17 protein-coding genes are annotated in these 19,058 nt (G+C 66.9%); 10 read left to right on the top strand and 7 right to left on the bottom strand.

The features are described from left to right. Positions 1 to 96: 96 nt before the first annotated feature. The 3 genes from AC6CH3_RS13610 to AC6CH3_RS13600 all read left to right on the top strand — a co-directional run bounded on the left by AC6CH3_RS13610 (position 97) and on the right by AC6CH3_RS13600 (position 3,116). The gene (locus AC6CH3_RS13610) at positions 97 to 1,146 is read left to right on the top strand and encodes a hypothetical protein (protein WP_498132943.1); all 1,050 of its coding nucleotides are present in this window, start codon (positions 97 to 99) and stop codon (positions 1,144 to 1,146) included. Between the two features lie 63 nt (positions 1,147 to 1,209). Continuing rightward, positions 1,210 to 1,572 carry a DUF7793 family protein gene (locus tag AC6CH3_RS13605; RefSeq protein WP_498132942.1) on the top strand — a complete coding sequence of 121 codons (363 nt, stop codon included), beginning with the start codon at positions 1,210 to 1,212 and terminating at the stop codon, positions 1,570 to 1,572. Between the two features lie 8 nt (positions 1,573 to 1,580). After that, positions 1,581 to 3,116, top strand: a complete 1,536-nt coding sequence (locus tag AC6CH3_RS13600; RefSeq protein ID WP_498132941.1) for a putative bifunctional diguanylate cyclase/phosphodiesterase — start codon at positions 1,581 to 1,583, stop codon at positions 3,114 to 3,116. 23 nt (positions 3,117 to 3,139) lie between these two features. Here the strand turns inward: AC6CH3_RS13600 and AC6CH3_RS13595 are convergent, their stop codons facing one another. Both AC6CH3_RS13595 and pta read right to left on the bottom strand, forming a co-directional pair. Continuing rightward, positions 3,140 to 4,294 (bottom strand): acetate kinase, encoded by a 1,155-nt coding sequence (locus AC6CH3_RS13595; RefSeq protein ID WP_498132940.1) that lies wholly within the window; start codon positions 4,292 to 4,294, stop codon positions 3,140 to 3,142. An 8-nt stretch (positions 4,295 to 4,302) separates the two neighbouring features. Then, positions 4,303 to 6,426 (bottom strand): phosphate acetyltransferase, encoded by a 2,124-nt coding sequence (gene pta / locus AC6CH3_RS13590; RefSeq protein ID WP_498132939.1) that lies wholly within the window; start codon positions 6,424 to 6,426, stop codon positions 4,303 to 4,305. A 353-nt stretch (positions 6,427 to 6,779) separates the two neighbouring features. Here pta and AC6CH3_RS13585 point away from each other — a divergent pair, with 353 nt between their 5' ends. From AC6CH3_RS13585 to AC6CH3_RS13570, 4 genes are all read left to right on the top strand, one after another. Beyond that, on the top strand, positions 6,780 to 7,811 hold the full coding sequence (locus tag AC6CH3_RS13585) for a CPBP family intramembrane glutamic endopeptidase (protein WP_498132938.1): 1,032 nt from the start codon (positions 6,780 to 6,782) through the stop codon (positions 7,809 to 7,811). A gap of 36 nt (positions 7,812 to 7,847) precedes the next feature. Continuing rightward, positions 7,848 to 8,405: a hotdog fold thioesterase gene (locus AC6CH3_RS13580; protein WP_498132937.1), complete on the top strand. Its 558-nt coding sequence runs from the start codon at positions 7,848 to 7,850 to the stop codon at positions 8,403 to 8,405. Then, entirely contained in the window at positions 8,402 to 9,772 is a 1,371-nt protein-coding gene (gene paaK, locus AC6CH3_RS13575; protein ID WP_498132936.1) for a phenylacetate--CoA ligase PaaK, read from the top strand. Before AC6CH3_RS13580 ends, paaK begins: the two co-directional genes overlap by 4 nt. Before the next feature lie 102 nt (positions 9,773 to 9,874). Continuing rightward, a complete protein-coding gene (locus tag AC6CH3_RS13570) occupies positions 9,875 to 10,480 on the top strand; it encodes a TetR/AcrR family transcriptional regulator (RefSeq protein ID WP_498132935.1) in 606 nt (201 codons plus the stop codon). A gap of 54 nt (positions 10,481 to 10,534) precedes the next feature. Here the strand turns inward: AC6CH3_RS13570 and AC6CH3_RS13565 are convergent, their stop codons facing one another. After that, complete coding sequence (locus tag AC6CH3_RS13565) at positions 10,535 to 10,876, bottom strand: DUF8129 domain-containing protein (RefSeq protein ID WP_498132934.1); 342 nt, start codon at positions 10,874 to 10,876, stop codon at positions 10,535 to 10,537. A gap of 143 nt (positions 10,877 to 11,019) precedes the next feature. Here AC6CH3_RS13565 and AC6CH3_RS13560 point away from each other — a divergent pair, with 143 nt between their 5' ends. Then, the gene (locus AC6CH3_RS13560; protein ID WP_498132933.1) at positions 11,020 to 11,856 is read left to right on the top strand and encodes a DUF427 domain-containing protein; all 837 of its coding nucleotides are present in this window, start codon (positions 11,020 to 11,022) and stop codon (positions 11,854 to 11,856) included. A gap of 95 nt (positions 11,857 to 11,951) precedes the next feature. Here AC6CH3_RS13560 and AC6CH3_RS13555 read toward each other — a convergent pair whose 3' ends face one another. Together AC6CH3_RS13555 and paaZ are read right to left on the bottom strand one after the other, a co-directional pair. Then, positions 11,952 to 12,359, bottom strand: coding sequence for a VOC family protein (locus tag AC6CH3_RS13555; RefSeq protein WP_498132932.1), 408 nt, complete (start codon positions 12,357 to 12,359; stop codon positions 11,952 to 11,954). A gap of 91 nt (positions 12,360 to 12,450) precedes the next feature. Next, positions 12,451 to 14,562 carry a phenylacetic acid degradation bifunctional protein PaaZ gene (paaZ, locus tag AC6CH3_RS13550; protein ID WP_498132931.1) on the bottom strand — a complete coding sequence of 704 codons (2,112 nt, stop codon included), beginning with the start codon at positions 14,560 to 14,562 and terminating at the stop codon, positions 12,451 to 12,453. Between the two features lie 184 nt (positions 14,563 to 14,746). Here paaZ and AC6CH3_RS13545 point away from each other — a divergent pair, with 184 nt between their 5' ends. Together AC6CH3_RS13545 and AC6CH3_RS13540 are read left to right on the top strand one after the other, a co-directional pair. Beyond that, on the top strand, positions 14,747 to 15,193 hold the full coding sequence (locus AC6CH3_RS13545) for a PaaI family thioesterase (protein ID WP_498132930.1): 447 nt from the start codon (positions 14,747 to 14,749) through the stop codon (positions 15,191 to 15,193). An 84-nt stretch (positions 15,194 to 15,277) separates the two neighbouring features. Beyond that, positions 15,278 to 16,027, top strand: coding sequence for an ABC transporter permease (locus AC6CH3_RS13540; RefSeq protein WP_498132929.1), 750 nt, complete (start codon positions 15,278 to 15,280; stop codon positions 16,025 to 16,027). Positions 16,028 to 16,041: 14 nt separating this feature from the next. On the opposite strand, the gene AC6CH3_RS13535 is transcribed toward AC6CH3_RS13540, so the two are convergent. Next, entirely contained in the window at positions 16,042 to 18,150 is a 2,109-nt protein-coding gene (locus AC6CH3_RS13535; protein WP_498132928.1) for a S1 family peptidase, read from the bottom strand. Beyond that, complete coding sequence (locus tag AC6CH3_RS13530; protein WP_498132927.1) at positions 18,147 to 18,881, bottom strand: tyrosine-protein phosphatase; 735 nt, start codon at positions 18,879 to 18,881, stop codon at positions 18,147 to 18,149. The genes AC6CH3_RS13535 and AC6CH3_RS13530 overlap by 4 nt, the downstream gene beginning before the upstream one ends. Positions 18,882 to 19,058: the final 177 nt, after the last annotated feature.

Below are 19,058 nucleotides of genomic sequence, written 5' to 3'. Positions count from 1 at the left end.
CAAGCTCTTTATAAAAAGAAAAGCCCGTAACAAGTCCGTGTAACCTGTGGCCGTAATGACGCAACGTCCAGTCCATGGATAATTGAAATCATGCCGATGTCTCAAGATTTGTCGCCGTTCGTGATTGCCGAGCTGGAGGCCCGTGAAAGCTGGAAACGGCGCGACTACGTTGCCGGTTACACGCAAGCAGGCCATGCCTCGGAACTCGCCATTGCAGCGGGTGACGAACACCGGTGGTGGAAGATGGTGCTGCTGCAGGCTGAATGCCTCCGGGACCAGGGCTCCTTTGAGGAATGTGAACTGCTGGCACACAAGCTGGCCGCTCATCCGGTTTCCGCTTCCGTCCCGGATCTGGGCGCCCGCGCCCACATCCTGCTCGCCCAATCGTTGCAGGCGTTGGGCAAACTTCCCGAAGCTGTCGAGTCGGCCTCGGTGGCCGCCGGCCTGGTGGCCGGCGACTTCGAGAATGTCTACCTTCACATCCAGGCGCAGCAGGCCCTCATTGCCGCCCTCGCCGAAAGCGGTCGGTTGGCGGAGGCGTGGCGGGAGTGCCTGGTGCTGGAGTCGCTGCTCACCGACATCGTTGACGAGGACACGGCTGGCAAGGCCTACTGGGTGGTCGGCAACGTCGCCTTCCTCACGCAGCGGGCCGCCGAAGGCAGCGAGTACCACGATATGGCCGCAGAAAGGCTCTCCCCGTCGCGGGATGTGGACCTGTGGGCGCGCTTCAACCGCGCCTCGGCTGACATGCGGCTGAAGGCCCAGCTCAGTGACGGTGCCACACTCCGCTGCATCGAACGCGCAGAACTGGCTACTGAGGTGGTGGGCGGCAGCGAGCGCGACCTCCTGGAGATGGCGCTGGTCCGCGGTCACTGGTACTACGTCACCGGGGACCTTGACGCTGCGGTACAAATCCTGGCACCCGTCCGCAGCAAGTTCCACATCCTCGCCAGCCACACAGCCGCAGAGGCTGCCTTCATCCTGGGCAAAGCCATGATGGAGCAGGGAAACGACACTGAATCACTGCAGATTCTTGAAGAGGCGGCTACGCTGTTCGATACGGCTGCCGCAACGGAGCGGAGCGCCACGGTGCGGGACTACCTCGTCTCCATCAAGCGTCAGCAGCGGTTCCTTCAGGGGGGATAAGTGTCAGAAGCAACGACGGATCCCGTCGCACGTTCGAGAACGCCGGACACATCAAAGCATCCAATGGCCCCCGGCATTGCCTGCACGGTACTGCCGAACCTGGCCGTCCTGGCGGTGCTGCCTAAGGGCGCGGAGCTCACTGCGGCCACCATCGCTCAACTGCGCCAGCAGATCAGTGAACGTGTCGGAGACCGGAGGTCCGCCGTCGTACTTCATCTCACCGGCATAGCATCAGTGACCCGCACGGCGCGGGCCACCTTCGCGGCTATTGACGGTGTGTCCGCCTGGGCTCTTGTCGGCGAAAGCCCCGTGGACCGGCTGCTTGGGCATTTTCTCCTCGGCGCAGAATTCCCCTCAGCCCGGGCGGAATACTTCACCTCGGACCGTGAAGCCCTCGACTGGTTGGCCGGTCCGGACGCGGCTTAGTGACGAAAATGTTTGATGACCGCGATCCCCGGCTCGGGCGGCTCCTCGACGGCATAGTGCGGCTCGCGGCGGGTGAGCTGCATTCCCGCATTGAGATTTCAGAGGCGAGGGACGAGCTCGACGCCGTGATCATGGGCACCAACCTGCTCGCTGAAGACCTTCAGATGATCTACGAGGAACTGGAGCAGCGCGTGGAAACACGCACCCGGATGCTCAGGGCCGCCCACCTGGAGCTGCAACGGATGGCGCTCACCGATCCCCTGACCGGCCTCTACAACCGCTCTGCGCTGGTCAGTGCTGTAAACGAGGCCCAGGCGCAAGCGGAGGACGACGGGCTGCCGCCGGCACTGCTGCTGCTGGACCTTGACGCCTTCAAGAGCATTAATGATTCGCTTGGCCATTCAATCGGCGACCACGTACTGACCGAAGTAGGGAATCGGATCCGAAGCTCGGTCCGTGAGGGCGACATGGTAGCCCGGCTGGGAGGCGACGAATTTGCCGTTCTGCTCCCTGCGAGCTCGCCCGCCCAGGCCAAGGTGGTGGGAACCCGGATCCTTGAGGCCCTCAGCGGAACCATCGACGTGGATGGCAAGACCATCCGGTGCGGCGCCAGCGTGGGCCTTCGCATCGCGGACCGCGGCGAGACGTCCGAGGACCTTCTCATGGAAGCCGACATCGCGATGTACGCTTCGAAGGCGGACGGCCGCAGCAAACTGCGGGTGTTCGAACCGGCCATGCTCCATGCACGGCAGCTTCGGAACCAGTTGGTGGGGGAACTCCGCCAGGCCATCACCGGGTCGCAGCTGGTGCTGTTCTACCAGCCCGTCATTGAACTTGCCAGCGGCAGGATCGAAGGCGTGGAAGCGCTGGTCCGCTGGCAACATCCCACCCGCGGCCTCATCATGCCGGACGAGTTCATCCCCATCGCCGAGGAAACGGGCCTCATCTCCGAGCTGGGCAAATGGGTCCTCAAGGCCTCCGTGGAGCAGCTGCGGCGCTGGCGGATGGCCCCCGAAACCAGCAGGCACGATTTCTCCATGCGGATCAACATCTCTGCGGCCGATCTTCAGCGCCTTGAGTTCATCGAGGATGTCCGCGACGCCTTGAGCGCCAACGACATGGACCCCGCGCTGCTCGTCCTGGAGCTGACCGAGGGTGCCATCATCCAAGGCAACGAACTGGACCGCTACACGCTGGCCAGCCTGCGCAAACTCGGAGTGGGCCTCGAGATCGACGACTTCGGCACCGGATATTCCTCGATCAGCTACCTGCGGCGGCTGCCTGTGGACCGGGTCAAGGTGGACCGCACGCTCCTTTCCGCCCTGGGCAGCGACCCTGCGCAGCCTGCCCTGATAGCGGCCATCCTGCAGCTGATTCGGGCGTGCGGACTCGAGGCCGTGTGGGAGGGCGTGGAAAACGCGGAGCAGGCCGAGCACCTGCGGAGCACGGGGGGCATCAGCGGACAGGGCTACTACTTCAGCCGGCCCCTGCCCGAGGCTGAGTTCACGAAGCGCCTGGCGACGCAGGACGTCTGGCCCGGCTGAACCAGCGGACGGGCCAGACGTGCTCAGCCAGCGACAACCGCCGCTGTGGCCTCCGCGATCGCGCGCTCCTCGTCCGTGGGCACCACCAGCACCGGGATGAGCGAGGCCGCGGTGGAAATCACCCTGGGTTCCTTGGACCGCTCGCCGTTCAGGCCGGCGTCGAGCTCAATCCCCAGCGCACCAAGCCGCTCCCCCACCAGCGCGCGGAACTGATGCGAGTTCTCGCCGATCCCCGCGGTGAACACCAGCGCCTTCGCCCCGCCCACAGCCACGTGGTAGCCGCCGATGTACTTGGCGAGCCGGTAGGAGGTCACGGCGAGCGCCGTGGCCGCCCGGGCATCGCCGGCCTCGGATGCCTCCACCACGGAGCGCATGTCGTTGTTGCCGGCCAGGCCCTTGAGCCCGGATTCGCGGTTCAGCATGGTGTCGAGGTCCTCGGCGTTCCAGCCGGTGCGTGCCAGGAACACGAGGATGGACGGGTCAAGGTCGCCGGAGCGGGTGCCCATCACGAGGCCTTCGAGCGGAGTAAAGCCCATCGACGTGTCCACGGACTTCCCGCCCCGGATCGCCGTGACCGAGGCGCCGTTCCCCAGGTGGGCGATCACGCCGTCGAACTCTTCCACCGGAATGTCCAGCAGCCCGGCAGCCTGATGGGTGACGTATTCGTGCGAGGTGCCGTGGAAACCGTAGCGGCGGATGCCGTGGTTCGTGTAGAGCTCGTCCGGGACGGCGTAGCGCCAGGCGTGCTCGGGCAGGCTGCGGTGGAAGGCCGTATCGAACACCGCCACCTGCGGCATGTCGGGCCACTTCTTCGAAATCGCGCGGATGCCCAGCACGTTGGCGGGGTTGTGCAGCGGCGCCAGCGGGTTGAGCCGCTCAATGGCCCGGGTGATCTCGTTGTCGATCAGCACGGGCTCGCCGAAGCGTTCCCCGCCGTGCACCACACGGTGTCCCACCGCATCCAGCTCCCGGCCGCCGAGCACCTCATGAATCGCCGCGTCCACCAGTTCGAGCGCCTCGGCATGGTCGGCGGGACCGACCACCTCGCCGTCGCCCTGGCCGCCGGTGGACATGCCGATCCTCTCGATCAGCCCTTCGGTGAGGATGCTGTGGGACGCCACATCACGCACCTGGTACTTGAGCGAGGACGAGCCGGAGTTGATGACGAGCACGAGCATGGGGCCTCCTAAGCCTTGGCTTCTGCGGATGGGACGGGTGCCGCTGCCGGGGCCTGCTGTTCCGGCATCTGGGCCTGGATCGCGGTAATGGCCACGGTATTGACGATGTCCTCCACGGTGCAGCCGCGGGAGAGGTCGTTGACCGGCTTCCGCAGCCCCTGCAGGACGGGCCCGACGGCGACAGCCCCGGAGCTCTGCTGCACCGCCTTGTACGTGTTGTTGCCGGTGTTCAGGTCCGGGAAGATGAACACGGTTGCCTGCCCGGCGACGGACGAACCCGGCATCTTGGACGCGGCGATCGACGCGTCCACCGCGGCGTCGTACTGGATGGGACCTTCGACGGCGAGGTCCGGGCGGCGGTTCCGGACCAGGTCGGTGGCCTGCCGCACCTCCTCCACGGCCTCGCCGGAGCCCGAGCCTCCGGTGGAATAGGACAGCATGGCCACGCGCGGCTCGACGCCGAACTGGGCCGCAGTCTCCGCGGAGGCCAGCGCGATATCCGCGAGCTGCTCCACGTTGGGATCCGGGTTCACCGCGCAGTCACCGTACACCAGCACCCGGTCCGGCATGAGCATGAGGAAAACCGAGGAGACGATCTTCACGCCCTCCCGGGTCTTCACGAACTCCAGCGCCGGGCGGATCGTGTGGGCAGTGGTGTGCGCGGCGCCGGAGACCATGCCGTCCACCACGCCCAGCTGGACCATCATGGTGCCGAAGTAGCTTTCGTCCTGCATGACCTCCAGCGCCCGTGCCAGGTCCACGCCCTTGTGCGCCCGCAGCTCCGCGTACCTGGCGGCAAAGTCCCGGCGCAGCTCCGACGTGGCGGGGTCCACGATGTTGATGCCGGAGAGATCAATGCCCCGGCTTGCCGCAAGCTCCCTAATGTCCGCCTCACGGCCCAGCAGGGTGAGGTCGCAGACGTCCCGGCGGTGCAGGATTTCAGCGGCCCGCAGGATGCGCGGGTCCGTGCCCTCCGGGAGGACAATGTGGCGGCGCTGGGACCTGGCCCGTTCAATGAGGTCATGCAGGAACCGCAGCGGGGTCATGCGTTCGGGCCGGGGCAGGTGCAGGCGCTCGAGGATCTCGGCCTCGTCCACTTGCCGGGACCAGAGTCCCAGGGCCGACGCCACCTTCCGGCGGTGCCCGCTCCAGATCTCGCTCCGCACTTCCGAGACCCGGCGGGCGGTGGTGTACGTGTCATCGGTGGTGGCGAATACCGGGAACGGGGCCGAGGCCAGCAGGGGGTAGATGTTGGCGTCCGGGGCCAGCCCGCCGGTGAGGATCAGCCCCGACGGCACCGGGAATTCCGGCGAGAACGACGACGCCAGGCAGGCCACCATCACGTCCGCCCGGTCACCCGGCACGATCACCAGGGCGCCGTCGTCGAGCACGTTCAGGAAGTTGCCCACGCTCATGGCCGCGACCTTGACGTCCCGGACGTCGCGTTCCATGTCGGCCCGGCCGGCGATCTGCCCGATCCCGAGGGCGGCGCATACCTCGCCCGTGGTGGGGCGCGCGATGTCCTCCAGCTCCGGGAAAATGTAGACTGGGCGGCCGGACGCCCCGGGCTTCACCGCGGCGGCAATCGCGTCCACGTCCGCGGGATCCGCGCGGTTCACCATCATGGCCAGCAGGGAGCATTTCTCAGCGCTCAGCTCCTTGCGGGCGACGTCGACGGCGGCGGCCGCCTCTGCGACGCTGCGCCCCTTGGCGCCCACCACGGCCACCACGGGCACGGCCAGGTTGTTGGCGAGGCGGGCGTTGAGGTCGAACTCGACGGCGGCGTCGTGGCCGGTCAGGTCCGTCCCCTCCACTATGATCACATCGCAGTGCCGGCCCATCTCAGCGAAGATCTCCACGCAACGGCCGTCGATGTCCTCGCGCCTGCCCTCGGCCAGGAGGCCGCGCACTTCGGCGAACGTCAGGCCCCCGCGGCAGCGCCGGTCGTCGAGGTCGAAGCGGGATTTCATCAGCGCCACCATGGGATCCCCGCCGGCGTCGTCGCCGTGGACCACCGGCTTGAAGAATCCGATCCGGTCCGCGTGCCGGTGCAGCGTGTCCGCCAGGCCCAGCGCTACGAGCGATTTCCCCGAACCCGGGGTGGTCGCACTGACATAAATCCCTTTGGCCATCATCAAGTCCTCTGGTTGGAAGGTCCTGCGTCCTGCGTTGGACGTGCTCCATGGGAAGTACCCCGGGATGGACCGCTGAACCACCGGAGCCCGCCGCCCCTCCATACTTTCACTTGTTCGAGGTCTTTCGGGAGCAGACAATGGTGTTGATCCCCACGTCGGCGGCTCAGCGCTCCTTCGGGGTCGAGGCGGGCGAGCGCCTCGATACCCTGTCCCCTGCAGGCGACTCGGAATGACGGTTTTGCTCATGCATTCTCCTGCTTTTCCTGCCGCTTCCCGCGCCGCGCCGGCGTCCCCCATCAAGAAGCACCCCGCGGAGCGGTTGTGGAACCGCCCGCCGGAGGAGGCCTGACGTGGCCCACCATCCACGCGCCGACAAGCACCATCCCACGCGGATCGGTGTGCAGGGCTGGCGCGGCCGGCGCGCCCAGAGCACGCCGAGCGCCCAAGGCATGCCGAGCAGCCGGGGCACGTCGAGCAGCCGGGGCGGACTCGGCCGCCGGGTACGGCGGGCCATCCCAGCTGCGCACAGCCGGCACTCCTGGCCGGCACAACGGCGGCTCAAGCTGTTCTTTGCGTTGGCGTTCCTCATCTCATGGCTGGCCTGGCCGCTGACCCTGTTGAATCCGCAGAGCTCCCCACTGATTCCGTTCGGACCGGCGGCGGCCGCCGCACTGATCGCTATTCTCTCGGGCGGAAAGAGCGGCCTTTACCAGCTGCTGCGCCAGCTGGCACGTTGGCGCGTCCCGGTGCGGTGGTATGCCGTGGCCCTCGGGCTGCCCTGGCTCCTCGTGATGGCAGCCGCAGGCCTGACCGTGGCCGGCGGCGCCCCTGTGCCGGATCTCGCGCCGAATCCCGGCTGGTTCATACTGCTCGGCACCTTCGCGTCGACCCTCGTGATCGTGGGTTTGTTCGAGGAGCTTGGCTGGCGCGGCTACGCCCTGCCCCTGATGCAGCGGAACCACACCGCCCTCGGAGCAGCCCTCCTCCTGGGCGTCGTATGGGCGATGTGGCATTTGCCGGAACTGGTGGCGGACCCCGCCGGGCAGCGGCCGCCGGTTCCGTTCATGCTCATGATCATCGCCCAATCCGTACTGCTGGCCTGGATTTACAACAGCACCGGTTACTCGGCCGTCAGCCACCTTGTTCCAGAGGGACGCTCCGCCAGCAGTACCGGGAGCGTGCCACTTTGCATGATCTTCCACGCGACGTTCAACACCTCCGGAGCGTTGATTTTTCCAGCCCTCGCCGGCCCCCATTACCTCACGCTGTGGTGGACCCTGGCGCTGCTCCATGTACTGGCCGCGCTCGTGGTCATCGCCTACGCGGGGCCCTTCCAGCTGGTCCGCACTCTTGACATGAAGGCACTCCATGGGATTACCTAATGAACATTCGGTAAATAAAGCTGGAGGCAATGACGCATGGCTGAAACCACAGTTTCGGGACTCACCCACCCGATCCTCGAAAACGACTACGCCTCTGAGTGGATGGGGATCGAGGTCCTGGCCCTCGGCGAAGGGCAGGCCACCATCCGCATGACCCTCAGGCAGGAGATGCTCAACGGCTTCGGAATGGCGCACGGCGGAATGATCTTCGCCTTCGCTGACACCGCCTTCGCCCTCGCCTGCAACCCAGCCACCCCGGCTGCCGGCCAGGCCACACCGGTTGAAGGCGCGGCCACACCGCCCGCCGGCGCGGAAACCCCAGGCGCAGGGGCGGCAGACACCAACGGCGCCGCAGCCGACAGCATCACTGTTGCCTCCGGCGTCGACATCAACTTCCTCAAGCCGGCTTTCCAGGGCCAGGTGATTACCGCCGTCGCCGAACGCCGTTCCAGCACCGGACGCAGCGGCCTGTACGACATCCAGATCTTCGCCGCCGACCCCGGCTCCGAGCTCAATTCCGGCAAGCCCGGCGAGCTCATTGCCGAGTTCCGCGGCCGCAGCCGCACCATCCCCAAGACTAGGACCAAATCATGACCCTCCACGCCCCAGAACCCACCGTCGCCTCCGGAGCCGCAGCCCCCTCCACCACCGAGGCGCCCCTGGACCCGGAGGAGACCATGTCCCGGGACCAGGTCGAGGCACTGCAGCTCAGCCGCCTTCAGCACACCGTGGCGTACGCCTACGACCGCGTGCCGCTGTACAAGCGCAAGTTCGACGAGGCCGGCATCCACCCCTCAGACCTCCGCGAGCTCTCCGACCTCGGCAGCTTCCCCTTCACCACCAAGGAAGACCTGCGGCAGGAGTACCCGTTCGGCATGTTCGCCGTACCGCAGAGCGAAGTGGCCCGCGTGCACGCAAGTTCTGGAACCACAGGCCGGCCCACCGTCGTCGGCTACACCAAGCAGGACCTGGCTGACTGGGCCAAGCTCGTGGCCCGCTGCCTCCGTGCCTCCGGCGTCCGCCCCGGCATGAAGGTCCACAACGCCTACGGCTACGGCCTCTTCACCGGCGGCCTCGGCGCGCATGCCGGCGCCGAAGCCCTGGGCTGCACCGTCATCCCGATGTCCGGCGGCCAGACCGAGCGCCAGATCCAGATGATCCAGGACTTCGAGCCGGACGCCATCCTGGCCACGCCCACATACCTGCTGACCATCGCCGACGCCATGGCGCACATGGGCATCGACCCGACCTCCACGTCACTGAAGTATGCCGTGCTCGGCGCCGAGCCATGGACCGAGGAGATGCGCCACGAGCTCGAAGTCACCATGAACATCAAGGCCTGCGACATCTACGGCCTGTCCGAGGTGATGGGCCCGGGTGTCGCCGGTGAGTGCGTGGAGACGCAGGACGGCAGCCACATCTGGGAGGACCACTTCCGCCCCGAGATCATCGACCCCTTCAACCCCGCGCCCGGCAAGGAAAACGTCCTGGGCGACGGTGAGCACGGCGAGCTGGTCTTCACCTCGCTCACCAAGGAAGCCCTGCCGATCATCCGGTACCGCACCAAGGACCTCACGCGCCTGCTCCCCGGCAGCGCCCGCCCCGCGCACCGCAGGATGGGCCGCATCACGGGCCGCAGCGACGACATGATCATCCTCCGCGGCGTGAATCTGTTCCCGTCCCAGATCGAGGAAATCGCGCTGCGCATCCCCGAGCTCAGCCCGCACTTCCAGCTCGTGCTCACACGGCCCGAAGGCCAGCGCATGGACCAGCTGACCGTGAAGATCGAGCGCCGCGAGAACGTCACCTCCGGGGCCAGCACGACGGCGGCCCGCACCCTGCGCGAGCAGATCAAGATCCACGTGGGTTCTTCCTGCACGGTGGATGTGGTGGAGCCCGGGTCGCTCGAGCGTTCCAGCGGCAAGCTGCGCCGGATCTACGATCTGCGCCCGAAGGGATAGAGAGCCCGGCACCCATCCGCGGCGGGCTGCCCCAGGGTGGCCCGCCGCTTTTGTTGGCACCCTTGGCCCTGATTACCGAACGTTCATGAGAAAATAGCCAGTATGCCCAGCACAGCAGCACCCACGAAGCGCGGCCGTCCCGGATACGACCAGCAGTCCGTGCTGCTGATCGCCGTCGATGTCTTCAACCGGCACGGCTACGATGCCACATCCATGGGCATTCTTGCTGAGAACCTCGGCATCTCAAAGTCCGCAATCTACCACCACGTGCCGTCCAAGGGCGATCTGCTGAAGCTCGCCCTTGACCACGCGCTCGGAGGCCTCGAGGCCATTCTCGAGGAGCCGGGGGCGACATCCGGCGCCGCGGACGCGCGGCTGGAGTTCGTGCTGCGCCAGACCATCGCCGTGCTGGTGGACCGGCTGCCGTTCGTCACGCTGCTGCTGCGGCTGCGCGGCAACACGGACATCGAACGCAACGCCATGGAACGCCGTCGTGCCTTCGACCATAAGGTGGCGGCCCTGATTTCGGCGGCCCGTGATGAGGGGTCACTGCGGCAGGACATCGACCCCCGCACCGTGACCCGGCTCCTGTTCGGCACCATCAACTCGATCGTGGAGTGGTACAAGCCGGGCGGCTCGCTCTCGCCCGAAAAACTGGCCGACGACCTCATCACGATGGCATTCGACGGCCTCCACGCGAAGGCATAGGCAAAAGCCGGCTCCAGCCGTCTGTGGATGTTCGAGCCGTTTAGACGCGCTCGCTTAGGTCCGGGGCTGGGTAGGATTCGTAGGAACACCATGTGAGGGCGGATTAACCGGCGGCCCTGCAGTGGCCGGACTAACGGCCGATCCTCCTTGTCCCTGGCTAACCTCGGGCATCTCCTGCGGTAGGGTTCCGCTAGGTTCGGCCCCGCCGCGCAGCGCTTCAAGCCTGGCTTCAAGGACTTGTACTACAGGCAGCCTATTTCCGTGGGCTTGCTCGAACGCAAGCAAAGCTTCAACGCCCTCAGAGTCCAAGGGCTGGATTCGAGACGGCAGGGTGCCCAACGGGATGTGATCGAAGTCGGGAAGCGGCAAATCGTTCTGTTCTGGGGAATCGGTCATCTTTCCTCCATGTTTGTGGGTCTGACCAAGGTAACAGCGACGGTAAGTGTTGAAAAGCGGCCCACACTAGCCCCTTCTGTGCACTCGTTTGGCCAGTGGCAGGGGCGCTTGACGCCGGCCAACCCTGAGCCCACGCTGATCCCATGGCCACGAAACTGTCCGAGCTTCTCTTCGGCGCATTTCCGGATCTTCGCTACCAGCCCACGTCCAAACGGATCCGCGCGGACGTGAACGGAAGCCCCGTCGTCAATACCCATGAGGCACTCCTGGTCTGGGAGCCCAAGCGGGTCACCCCGGTCTACGCCGTTCCGGAAAGGGACCTGCTGGCACGGCTTGAGCCGCCCGCATCCGAGGGCGGCGGCAGCGGCCCGGACGAGCATCCCGTCCGCCTGACGGCTGATGCGCCGCCGGTGCTGGACCCGCGGACAGGCTTCCGGCGCCACACCGCTCCCGGCGAGGAACTGGACGTCCACGCCTCCGCCGTCACCCTCCCGCATGCAGCCTTCCGCCCCTCCGATCCTGACCTTGCGGGCTATGCCGTGCTGGATTTCCGGGCCTTCCACTGGCAGGAGGACGAGGAGGAAATCATCAGCCACCCCCGCGACCCGTTCCACCGGGTCGACATCCGGGCGACACTGCAGCGCGTGGAGGTAATGCTCGACGGCGTGAAACTCGCCGACACTGTGGGCGCCCAACTGCTCTACGAGACCATGCTGCCCATCCGCTACTACATCCCGCCGGCGGACGTCCGCCTGGATCTGCTGGACGCGAGCCCGCGCCGGACCATCTGCCCGTACAAGGGTGAGGCAAAGTACTGGAGCTTCCCCGGCTCGGAACGCGGGAAGGACATCGCCTGGGCCTATGATTCCCGGTACCTGGATGCCCAGCAGATCCACGGGCTGGTCTGTTTCTTCAACGAGCGCGCGGACATCGCCGTGGACGGTGAACTCCAGCCGCACCCCGTCACGCCCTGGTCCTGAACCGAACCCTCCCTCACCTCCCGCCGCCATAAACCAAGCCCTCCCTCACATGGTGAGGAAGGGCCAGGAAACTGCCGCGGGAGCAGTGCAATCGGTCAGAGCTGGTATTCAGCCTGCCGCCCCAGGCTTTCATGGATGCACAGGATGTTATTTTCCGTATCCATGAACCAGGCGCACTTCTCGGCGTCGGTTGTACAGATGTGGTTCTCGGTCTTGAGATCCGGGCGGTCATAGTCCTGGAACCGGACGCCCTTGGACTCCATGTCCTGGACCGTCCGCTCGATGTCGGTGACCTCGAAACTCAACGTGGTGTGATCGGAATGCTTGCCATCCCTCACCGGCATCAGCTGCAGCATGGGGCCGCCTGCACTGCCGAACAATTCGCTTCCGTCGTCTGCCACGCCACGATGAGGGAGTCCAAGTGTTTCCGCGTAAAAACGACGGGCGCGCTCTTTGTCATCCACGGGCAGGACAGTTGTGGCTGTATTTAGTACTAGGGTCATTTTGCCACCTCCTACGGAGGACATTTTATGCCCGGGCGCCGCCGAAAGATCCTGCAAATTGCTGCGCCTGCGGCACGTGAGGGATGACGGGTTACTTCTCCACGAGGGTGAGGACGTCGTAGGTGGCCACGATCTCGTCGTTCTGGTTGGTCAGGACGGCGTCCCAGGCCACCTCGCCGTACTCGTCCGTCTCGCGGGGGGTGATCTTCTTGGCCGTGAGCGTCACGCGGATCGAATCCCCTGCCGCCACCGGAGTGATGAAGCGCAGGTTCTCGAGGCCGTAGTTGGCCAGCACAGGACCCGGAGCGGCCTCCACGAACAGTCCCGCGGCCCAGCTGAGCAGCAGGTAGCCGTGTGCCACGATGCCCGGGAAGAACGGGTTGGCTCCGGCCGCTTCCTGGTTGGTGTGGGCATAGAACGTGTCCCCGGTGGAGTTGGCGAAGGCCGTGATGTCCTCCAGCGAAACCTCGCGCAGCCCGGACCGGACGGCGTCGCCGATCCGCAGCGTCTCGAGCGACTTGCGGAACGGGTGCGCGCCCTCGGTCTCCACCGTGAAGTTGCGGTCCGCACCAGCGTGCCAGACCCCGGTCACGGCGGTCAGCATATTGGGCGAACCCTGAATGGCGGTGCGCTGCATGTGATGCATGACCGAGCGGATGCCGCCCAGCTCCTCGCCGCCGCCGGCGCGTCCGGGTCCGCCGTGGACCAGGTGCGGCACCGGCGAGCCGTGGCCGGTGGAGCTGCGGGCGTCCTCGCGGTTGAGCATCAGCACGCGGCCGTGGTGGGCGGCGATCCCCGTGACCAGCTCCCGGGCAACGGCGGGATCGTTCGTGCAGACCGAGGCGACGAGCGAGCCGCCGCCACGGGCGGCGAGGCGGACGGCGTCGGGAAGATCCTTGTACCCGATCACCGACGAAACCGGACCGAAGGCCTCCACCGAGTGGACCTGCTCCGCCTCGGCGTCGGCCCAGCTGAGCAGCACCGGCGACATGAAGGCGCCGCCCTCCACCACGCCCTTGGCTCCGTCAGCGCTGGTGACCGACGGCGAATCGAGCGTTCCGTACGCGAGCTCACCGCCGGCGTCGAGCATGGCCTGCACGGCGGCACGGACGTCGGCGAGCTGCTCAACAGAGGCGAGCGCGCCCATCGTGACGCCCTCGGCGCGGGGGTCGCCGAGGACCACGCGCTGCTCCACGCGGGCCCGGACGGCGGAAACCACCGCCGGCACCAGCTCCTCCGGCACGATGGCGCGGCGGATAGAGGTGCACTTCTGGCCTGCCTTGACGGTCATTTCCGTGACAACGGACTTGATGAAGGCGTCGAACTCCGGCGTGCCCTCCACGGCATCAGGGCCGAGGATTGCCGCGTTCAGGGAGTCGGTCTCGGACGTGAAGCGGACGCCGCCCTGCACCACGTTCGGGTGCGACTTCAGCGACTGCGCGGTGGACGCGGAGCCGGTGAAGGCCACGAGGTCACGGTAGTCCAGCACGTCCAGCAGCCCGCGGACTGACCCGGAAATGAGCTGCAGCGAGCCCTTGGGCAGGATGTTGGATTCGATGATCGCCTTCACCACGGCGGCGGCAACGTAGCCGGTTGGGGTGGCGGGCTTAACAATCGTGGGGACACCGGCGATGAATGCCGGGGCAAGCTTTTCGAGCATGCCCCAGACCGGGAAGTTGAAGGCGTTGATCTGTACCGCCACGCCAGGGATGCGAGTGTAGATGTGCTCCCCCACGAACGAGCCGTCCTTGGACAGCACCTCCATGGGCCCGTCCACCACCACCTGCGAGTTCGGGAGTTCGCGCCGACCTTTGGAACCGAAGGTGAACAGGACGCCGATGCCGCCGTCGATGTCGATCATCGAGTCGATCTTCGTGGCGCCGGTCTGCGCGGAAAACGTGTAAAAGTGCTCGCGGCGGGCATTCAGGTACTGCGCCAGCTCCTTGAGCTTGAGGGCCCGCTGGTGGAATGTCAGCTTGCCCAGTTCCGTCTGGCCCGTGGTGCGTCCATAATCCACGACGGCGGCCAGGTCGAGTCCTTCGGTGCTCACCTTTGCCAGGATTTCCCCCGTGCTCGCATCGCGCACGGGGACAGCGGAGGCTGCCGAGCCGGCGTCGGGCGTCCACCAGGAATCCTGCACAAAACTGGGAACGGTCTCGACTGTGTCCAGGGTGGCCTGGGGAGCGGTAGCGGTTGTGGTCATCGTTGACGGGTCCTTCCAACGCGGAACAAAGAATCCGGGCAATCCGGCAATCCGGCCAGCACATTACTGACCGTCCGTTCGGTAATATGTCTACAGTACATGAATGTGCCGAGGTGCACACTAGAAGCATTGCGCTCCGGCCGGACGTCCCGGCGGGATCCGCCACCGTTCTGAGGAGAGCAATATGACGCCCGAGCCCCGCGACGCAGACCTGCAGACCGCCGAACAGAAAACGCAGGACCTCTGGAAGATCACTCTTGGCGAACTCGACGAAAAGATGGGCGTGAGGATCCTGGAGGAATCCGTGGACCGTGTGGTCGCCACGATGCCGGTGGAGGGAAACCGCCAGTCATTCGGCCTGCTGCACGGGGGCGCTTCACTTGCCGTCGGTGAGGCTGTGGGATCCTGGGCCGCAGTGATCCATGCAAGCACCCTGGGCAAGACGGCGGTCGGCGTGGACGTCTCGGCCACGCACCACAGGTCAGCCCGCAGCGGCCAGATCACCATTACGGCGACGCCCATCCACCTCGGCGGGACACTCACCACCCACGAGGTGCTGATCACCAACGACGCCGGCCAGCGGCTCTGCACCTTGCGGATCACCAACCTGCTGCTGGCCCCCAGGAACTGACCCTTCACGGCTCCGTCCTTCGCTGCCCCATCGTTCCCCGTCGCATTGGCCCCCGCAGCTATAGCCGGCGGCTAGGCTAATCAGGTGACTGAACTGGCCACCCTGATCCCGACACTGTTGGCCGTTGGACTCCTGATGGCTGTTTCGGCGGGCGTCCTCGCGGGCTTCCGCGTCCCGCAGGCCTTTGCGCCGGCGCTTGCCATTCTCCTCGGCGCCGCACAGCTTGCCGCGGTGAGCCTGATCCTGGGAGCAGTGATCACCAGCGGCGCCTGGGTGGCGATGGCTCTGGGCGTCATGTTCCTCGTGGCCACCGCGACCGCCACCCGCCGGCTCGGCTGGAGCTGGGCCCACCTGGCAATGGTCTCCTCCTCGATGGCGGCCGGCATCGTCGTGTCGCTCGCCGTCGTCTTCGCCACGGGGTCCATTGAACTCACCAGCCGCTACGCCCTGGCCATTGGCGGCATTGTCATCGGCAACACGATGACCATAGCCGCCCTCGCCGGCCGGCGGTTCAACGAGGCTGTGATTGACCGGTGGGACCTCGTCGAGGGCTGGCTCGCACTGGGCGCCACTCCGCGCCAGGCCACCCGCGACCTGGCGCGCAGGGCGGGCCACGCCGCCCTCATACCCTCAACTGACCAGACCAAGACGACCGGCCTGGTTACACTGCCCGGAGCTTTTGTGGGGGCCATCTTCGGCGGATTGTCACCCCTGGAGGCAGGGCGTTTCCAGATTGTGGTGCTTGCCTCGATCATCGCGGCCGGATCGGTGACGGCGGTGGTGCTGGTGCACATGCTGGCCCCCGTCCGACGCCGGCCTGCCCCGCTGACCTAGGCTTTCGGCCTTCCCTAACGTTTGGCGCGGCGTCTGGCAGCCACCAGCAGCCAACTGCCAAGAATCAGCGCCGCCCCGGCAATGCCGGCAGCCGGCAGCAGCCCCGAAGCCCCCGTGGCCGCCAGCCCGACGGCCGCCGTCGGCGCTTCCCGGGAAGTGATGCCCCCGGCCGGTTTCACGGCCACGACCGACGGTTCGGGCGCTGGTGTAAGGACCGCCGGTGTCACCGGCCGGGCAGGTGCCGGCCGCGGCGCGGTGGGCTTGGAGCCCTCCGGCCCGGCCGGGGCGGCAGGGCTGGACGGCCCGGGCGCCGGTGCCGCCGGTTTCGGCGCGGTGCGGAACGTGCTGATGCCCGAGCGGCTGAAGCCGTTGAGCGTCTGCGCCGAAAACTGGGTTGTGGAGACGGGCGCGGTGATGGACCAGTTGCCGTCGGGGTCAACGGGCACGTCCACCGGTTCCTGACCGGGGACGGTGACCCGGACGCTGGAGCCGGCCGGAACGTCTGCCGCGGGAGCCGCGGGAATCCGGCCGGAGATGCGCTGCCCGGCAGCGATCGGCCCCGCGGGCAGGGAGCCTGACAGCACGGGCTGGTTGAGGAACAGCCTGAGCTGGATGCCGGGAACCACCGTGAGCGAATCCTGCAGTGTGGCGGCCACGGCGAAGTTCTGGGCCGAGGTCCGGGGGTTGCCGGCCGAATGCGTCCCCACCGCATAGTTACCGCTGATCCAGGGACCACCGGAATCGCCTCCCCGGGACTGCACCGACGTCGACAGGAAGCCGTTGAAGGACCGAAGATCGTCAGGTTCGCCGGAGGGGCCGCGGACCACATAGATCCCCACCTCGTCAATGGTGCCGCAGGACCAGCCTTCCGTCCGTCCGGAGCGGCAGACCGCCTGGCCCACTATCGGCCTCGCGGTGCCGATGACGGGCACTGAGGCAGCCCCCAGGTTTGCGGGGTCTTCCCATTTGGTCGCGGCAGGGAGGAGGTTCAGGTCGGCGCGGATTGATTCGATGACGGCGATGTCCTTCCCGGGCTCCCCCGGGTTTTCGACATCGCCCGTGATCCGGGAGTTCCCCGGGCCGCCGAACTGGCTGAAGCCGAACGTCCCCAGCTCTCCGGTAACGCCGCTGTCCGCCACGGAGCCGGCCGCAGGTTCACCCGCCGGAAGCGTGACCTCGGCAAGCCTGGCGGCGCCGTCATCCGCGCAGTGCCCTGCCGTGAGCACCAGGGGCTCTCCCGCCGGACTGAAGGCGCTGAACCCCGCGGAGCAGACCACCCCGCCTCCGTCGATCCTGTATCCCTGACCGCCGAGGAAGTCCTCCTCGCTGACCAGCGGTGCGCCCTTCTCCAGCACGACGTTGGCGTACCGGGCCACGAATTCTGACGGCGACATGCTTTGCTCGCCGCCGGGCTCTGCCGCCTCTTCCGCGGGGTGCCCGCCGGCCTGCCCTGCATTCTCGGGTGAGTTGTCCCCGCCCGTGCGGATGATGAACGTCCCGTCGGCCACGGCCACGGACTGAAGACCCGTCGGCCCGACATGACGCAGGTAGGCCTGGTAAAGCTGTTCGACACTGGAAGCCTTGAGGTCCCTCTCGGAAGCGCCCTCAGCTGGCCTTGCCCCCGTTTGGGGTGTCTCGGGGGCCGGTTTGATGCCGGGTGCGACGACCACGAATTCGTTCCTGCCCGCTTCATCAGCCGCATTGATTCCGGCGACGACCTTCTGCAGCTCCGCGCCGGAGCCTTCGACCAGAATACGGCCGGCGTGCAGCCTGACCGCCGTGAAGCCCGGCAGCTTCCTGAGAGCGGGCAGGGCGTCGGCCGCGCGCTTTCCCTGCGCACCCGCGGCGTTAAACTCCGCCAGGGTCATACCCAGGTCCCTTGCCACGGCCTCTGCGAGATCGCCCTCTGCGGGACCCGCGCTGCCGGGTCCGCCGCCTCCGGGACCAACAACGCCGGGCTTGCTGACCCCGCTGGTGACCGCCGGCGTCGGGCTTTCCACTGCGGCGAAAGCCGGCACTGAAACGGCGGTGGACCCAAAGACCGCCATCGCCGCCACACCCAGGGCAACAGCCTGCCGGCCGAACCCGCGGCCGGCTGCGGCGCCGGCGCCGGACAAGGTCACAGGCTGACCCTGGCGCCGAGGACGGACAGAATTGCTTCCAGCTCCGGCACCGTGACACCGTGCCGCAGGAGGTACTCCCGGGTGTCGAGCGACCGGACGAACTCCAGGACGCCGGCCCCGCGGCTTTCCAGGAGCGGCAAAAGTTCCTCTTCGTCCAAGTACCGCTCGTGCGGATGCGGCGTGGAGCGCATTCGGTGGCGCTCGTTGATTCCGCGCATGGCCGCCTGGTAGGACGTCACAATGTCGTCGTCGGTGGCGCCCGCCAGGTCCTGGAGCATCGCCGCCACCATGCCGCTGCGGTCACGCCCAGCCGAGCAGTGGATCACGACACCGTTGGGCGACGCGGCCGCCACGGCCTTGAACACGGCTGTCAGCCTCTCCGGAAAGAACCGTGCATTGGCGGCGTAGCAGGCCGGATCGTTGAGGTAGGGAACGCAGAGTGCCTTGAACTCGAGATGGTCCGGGTCCTCTGTGGGCGCATGCACCACGTCGAAGGCAGCGAGGGCTTCACCGACTTCGGGGTCGGTGGCCCGGGGCAGGCGTTCGGCGGCATTGCGGAGGTCGATGACGGTGCGGACGCCGTCGTCGTACGCCTCCTGCCAGCCGGCAGCCGTGAGCCATTCCCGGCGGCCCATCCGGTAGACCGAACCGGCCACGCGCCAGGCGTTTACTGCACCGTCCCAGCTGACCGGTGCCTGCTTGCTCGCGTTCACGGAGATAGCTAACCACATCTTCCCCACCAGCCGCAGGGGGTCAGGAGCAAGTACTGTCCCACGACGCGGGAAAAACGGGTACCGCGAGGTCGGGCAGATACGTCCCGGCCGGGCATACGCTAGGGCAATGAGCGCCGCACCGCGCCGAAACTATTGATGCCCGCCACGCGGCGGGCATTTGTCATCGCTTGTCGA

The sequence above is a fragment of the Arthrobacter sp. GQ119 genome (genome assembly GCF_059759125.1).
Note: the sequence above shows the minus strand (reverse complement) of the source record. Positions and strands in the feature narration are given on the sequence as shown.

Excerpts from the sequence above, each read along its gene's own strand:
- AC6CH3_RS13580 (WP_498132937.1), top strand. The coding sequence starts at position 7,848 with ATGGCTGAAACCACAGTTTCGGGACTCACCCACCCGATCCTCGAAAAC.
- AC6CH3_RS13570 (WP_498132935.1), top strand. The coding sequence starts at position 9,875 with ATGCCCAGCACAGCAGCACCCACGAAGCGCGGCCGTCCCGGATACGAC.
- AC6CH3_RS13530 (WP_498132927.1), bottom strand. The coding sequence starts at position 18,881 with ATGTGGTTAGCTATCTCCGTGAACGCGAGCAAGCAGGCACCGGTCAGC.
- AC6CH3_RS13545 (WP_498132930.1), top strand. The coding sequence starts at position 14,747 with ATGACGCCCGAGCCCCGCGACGCAGACCTGCAGACCGCCGAACAGAAA.
- AC6CH3_RS13610 (WP_498132943.1), top strand. The coding sequence starts at position 97 with ATGTCTCAAGATTTGTCGCCGTTCGTGATTGCCGAGCTGGAGGCCCGT.
- paaK (WP_498132936.1), top strand. The coding sequence starts at position 8,402 with ATGACCCTCCACGCCCCAGAACCCACCGTCGCCTCCGGAGCCGCAGCC.
- AC6CH3_RS13555 (WP_498132932.1), bottom strand. The coding sequence starts at position 12,359 with ATGACCCTAGTACTAAATACAGCCACAACTGTCCTGCCCGTGGATGAC.
- AC6CH3_RS13560 (WP_498132933.1), top strand. The coding sequence starts at position 11,020 with ATGGCCACGAAACTGTCCGAGCTTCTCTTCGGCGCATTTCCGGATCTT.
- AC6CH3_RS13565 (WP_498132934.1), bottom strand. The coding sequence starts at position 10,876 with ATGACCGATTCCCCAGAACAGAACGATTTGCCGCTTCCCGACTTCGAT.
- AC6CH3_RS13605 (WP_498132942.1), top strand. The coding sequence starts at position 1,210 with ATGGCCCCCGGCATTGCCTGCACGGTACTGCCGAACCTGGCCGTCCTG.
- paaZ (WP_498132931.1), bottom strand. The coding sequence starts at position 14,562 with ATGACCACAACCGCTACCGCTCCCCAGGCCACCCTGGACACAGTCGAG.
- AC6CH3_RS13600 (WP_498132941.1), top strand. The coding sequence starts at position 1,581 with ATGTTTGATGACCGCGATCCCCGGCTCGGGCGGCTCCTCGACGGCATA.
- pta (WP_498132939.1), bottom strand. The coding sequence starts at position 6,426 with ATGGCCAAAGGGATTTATGTCAGTGCGACCACCCCGGGTTCGGGGAAA.
- AC6CH3_RS13595 (WP_498132940.1), bottom strand. The coding sequence starts at position 4,294 with ATGCTCGTGCTCGTCATCAACTCCGGCTCGTCCTCGCTCAAGTACCAG.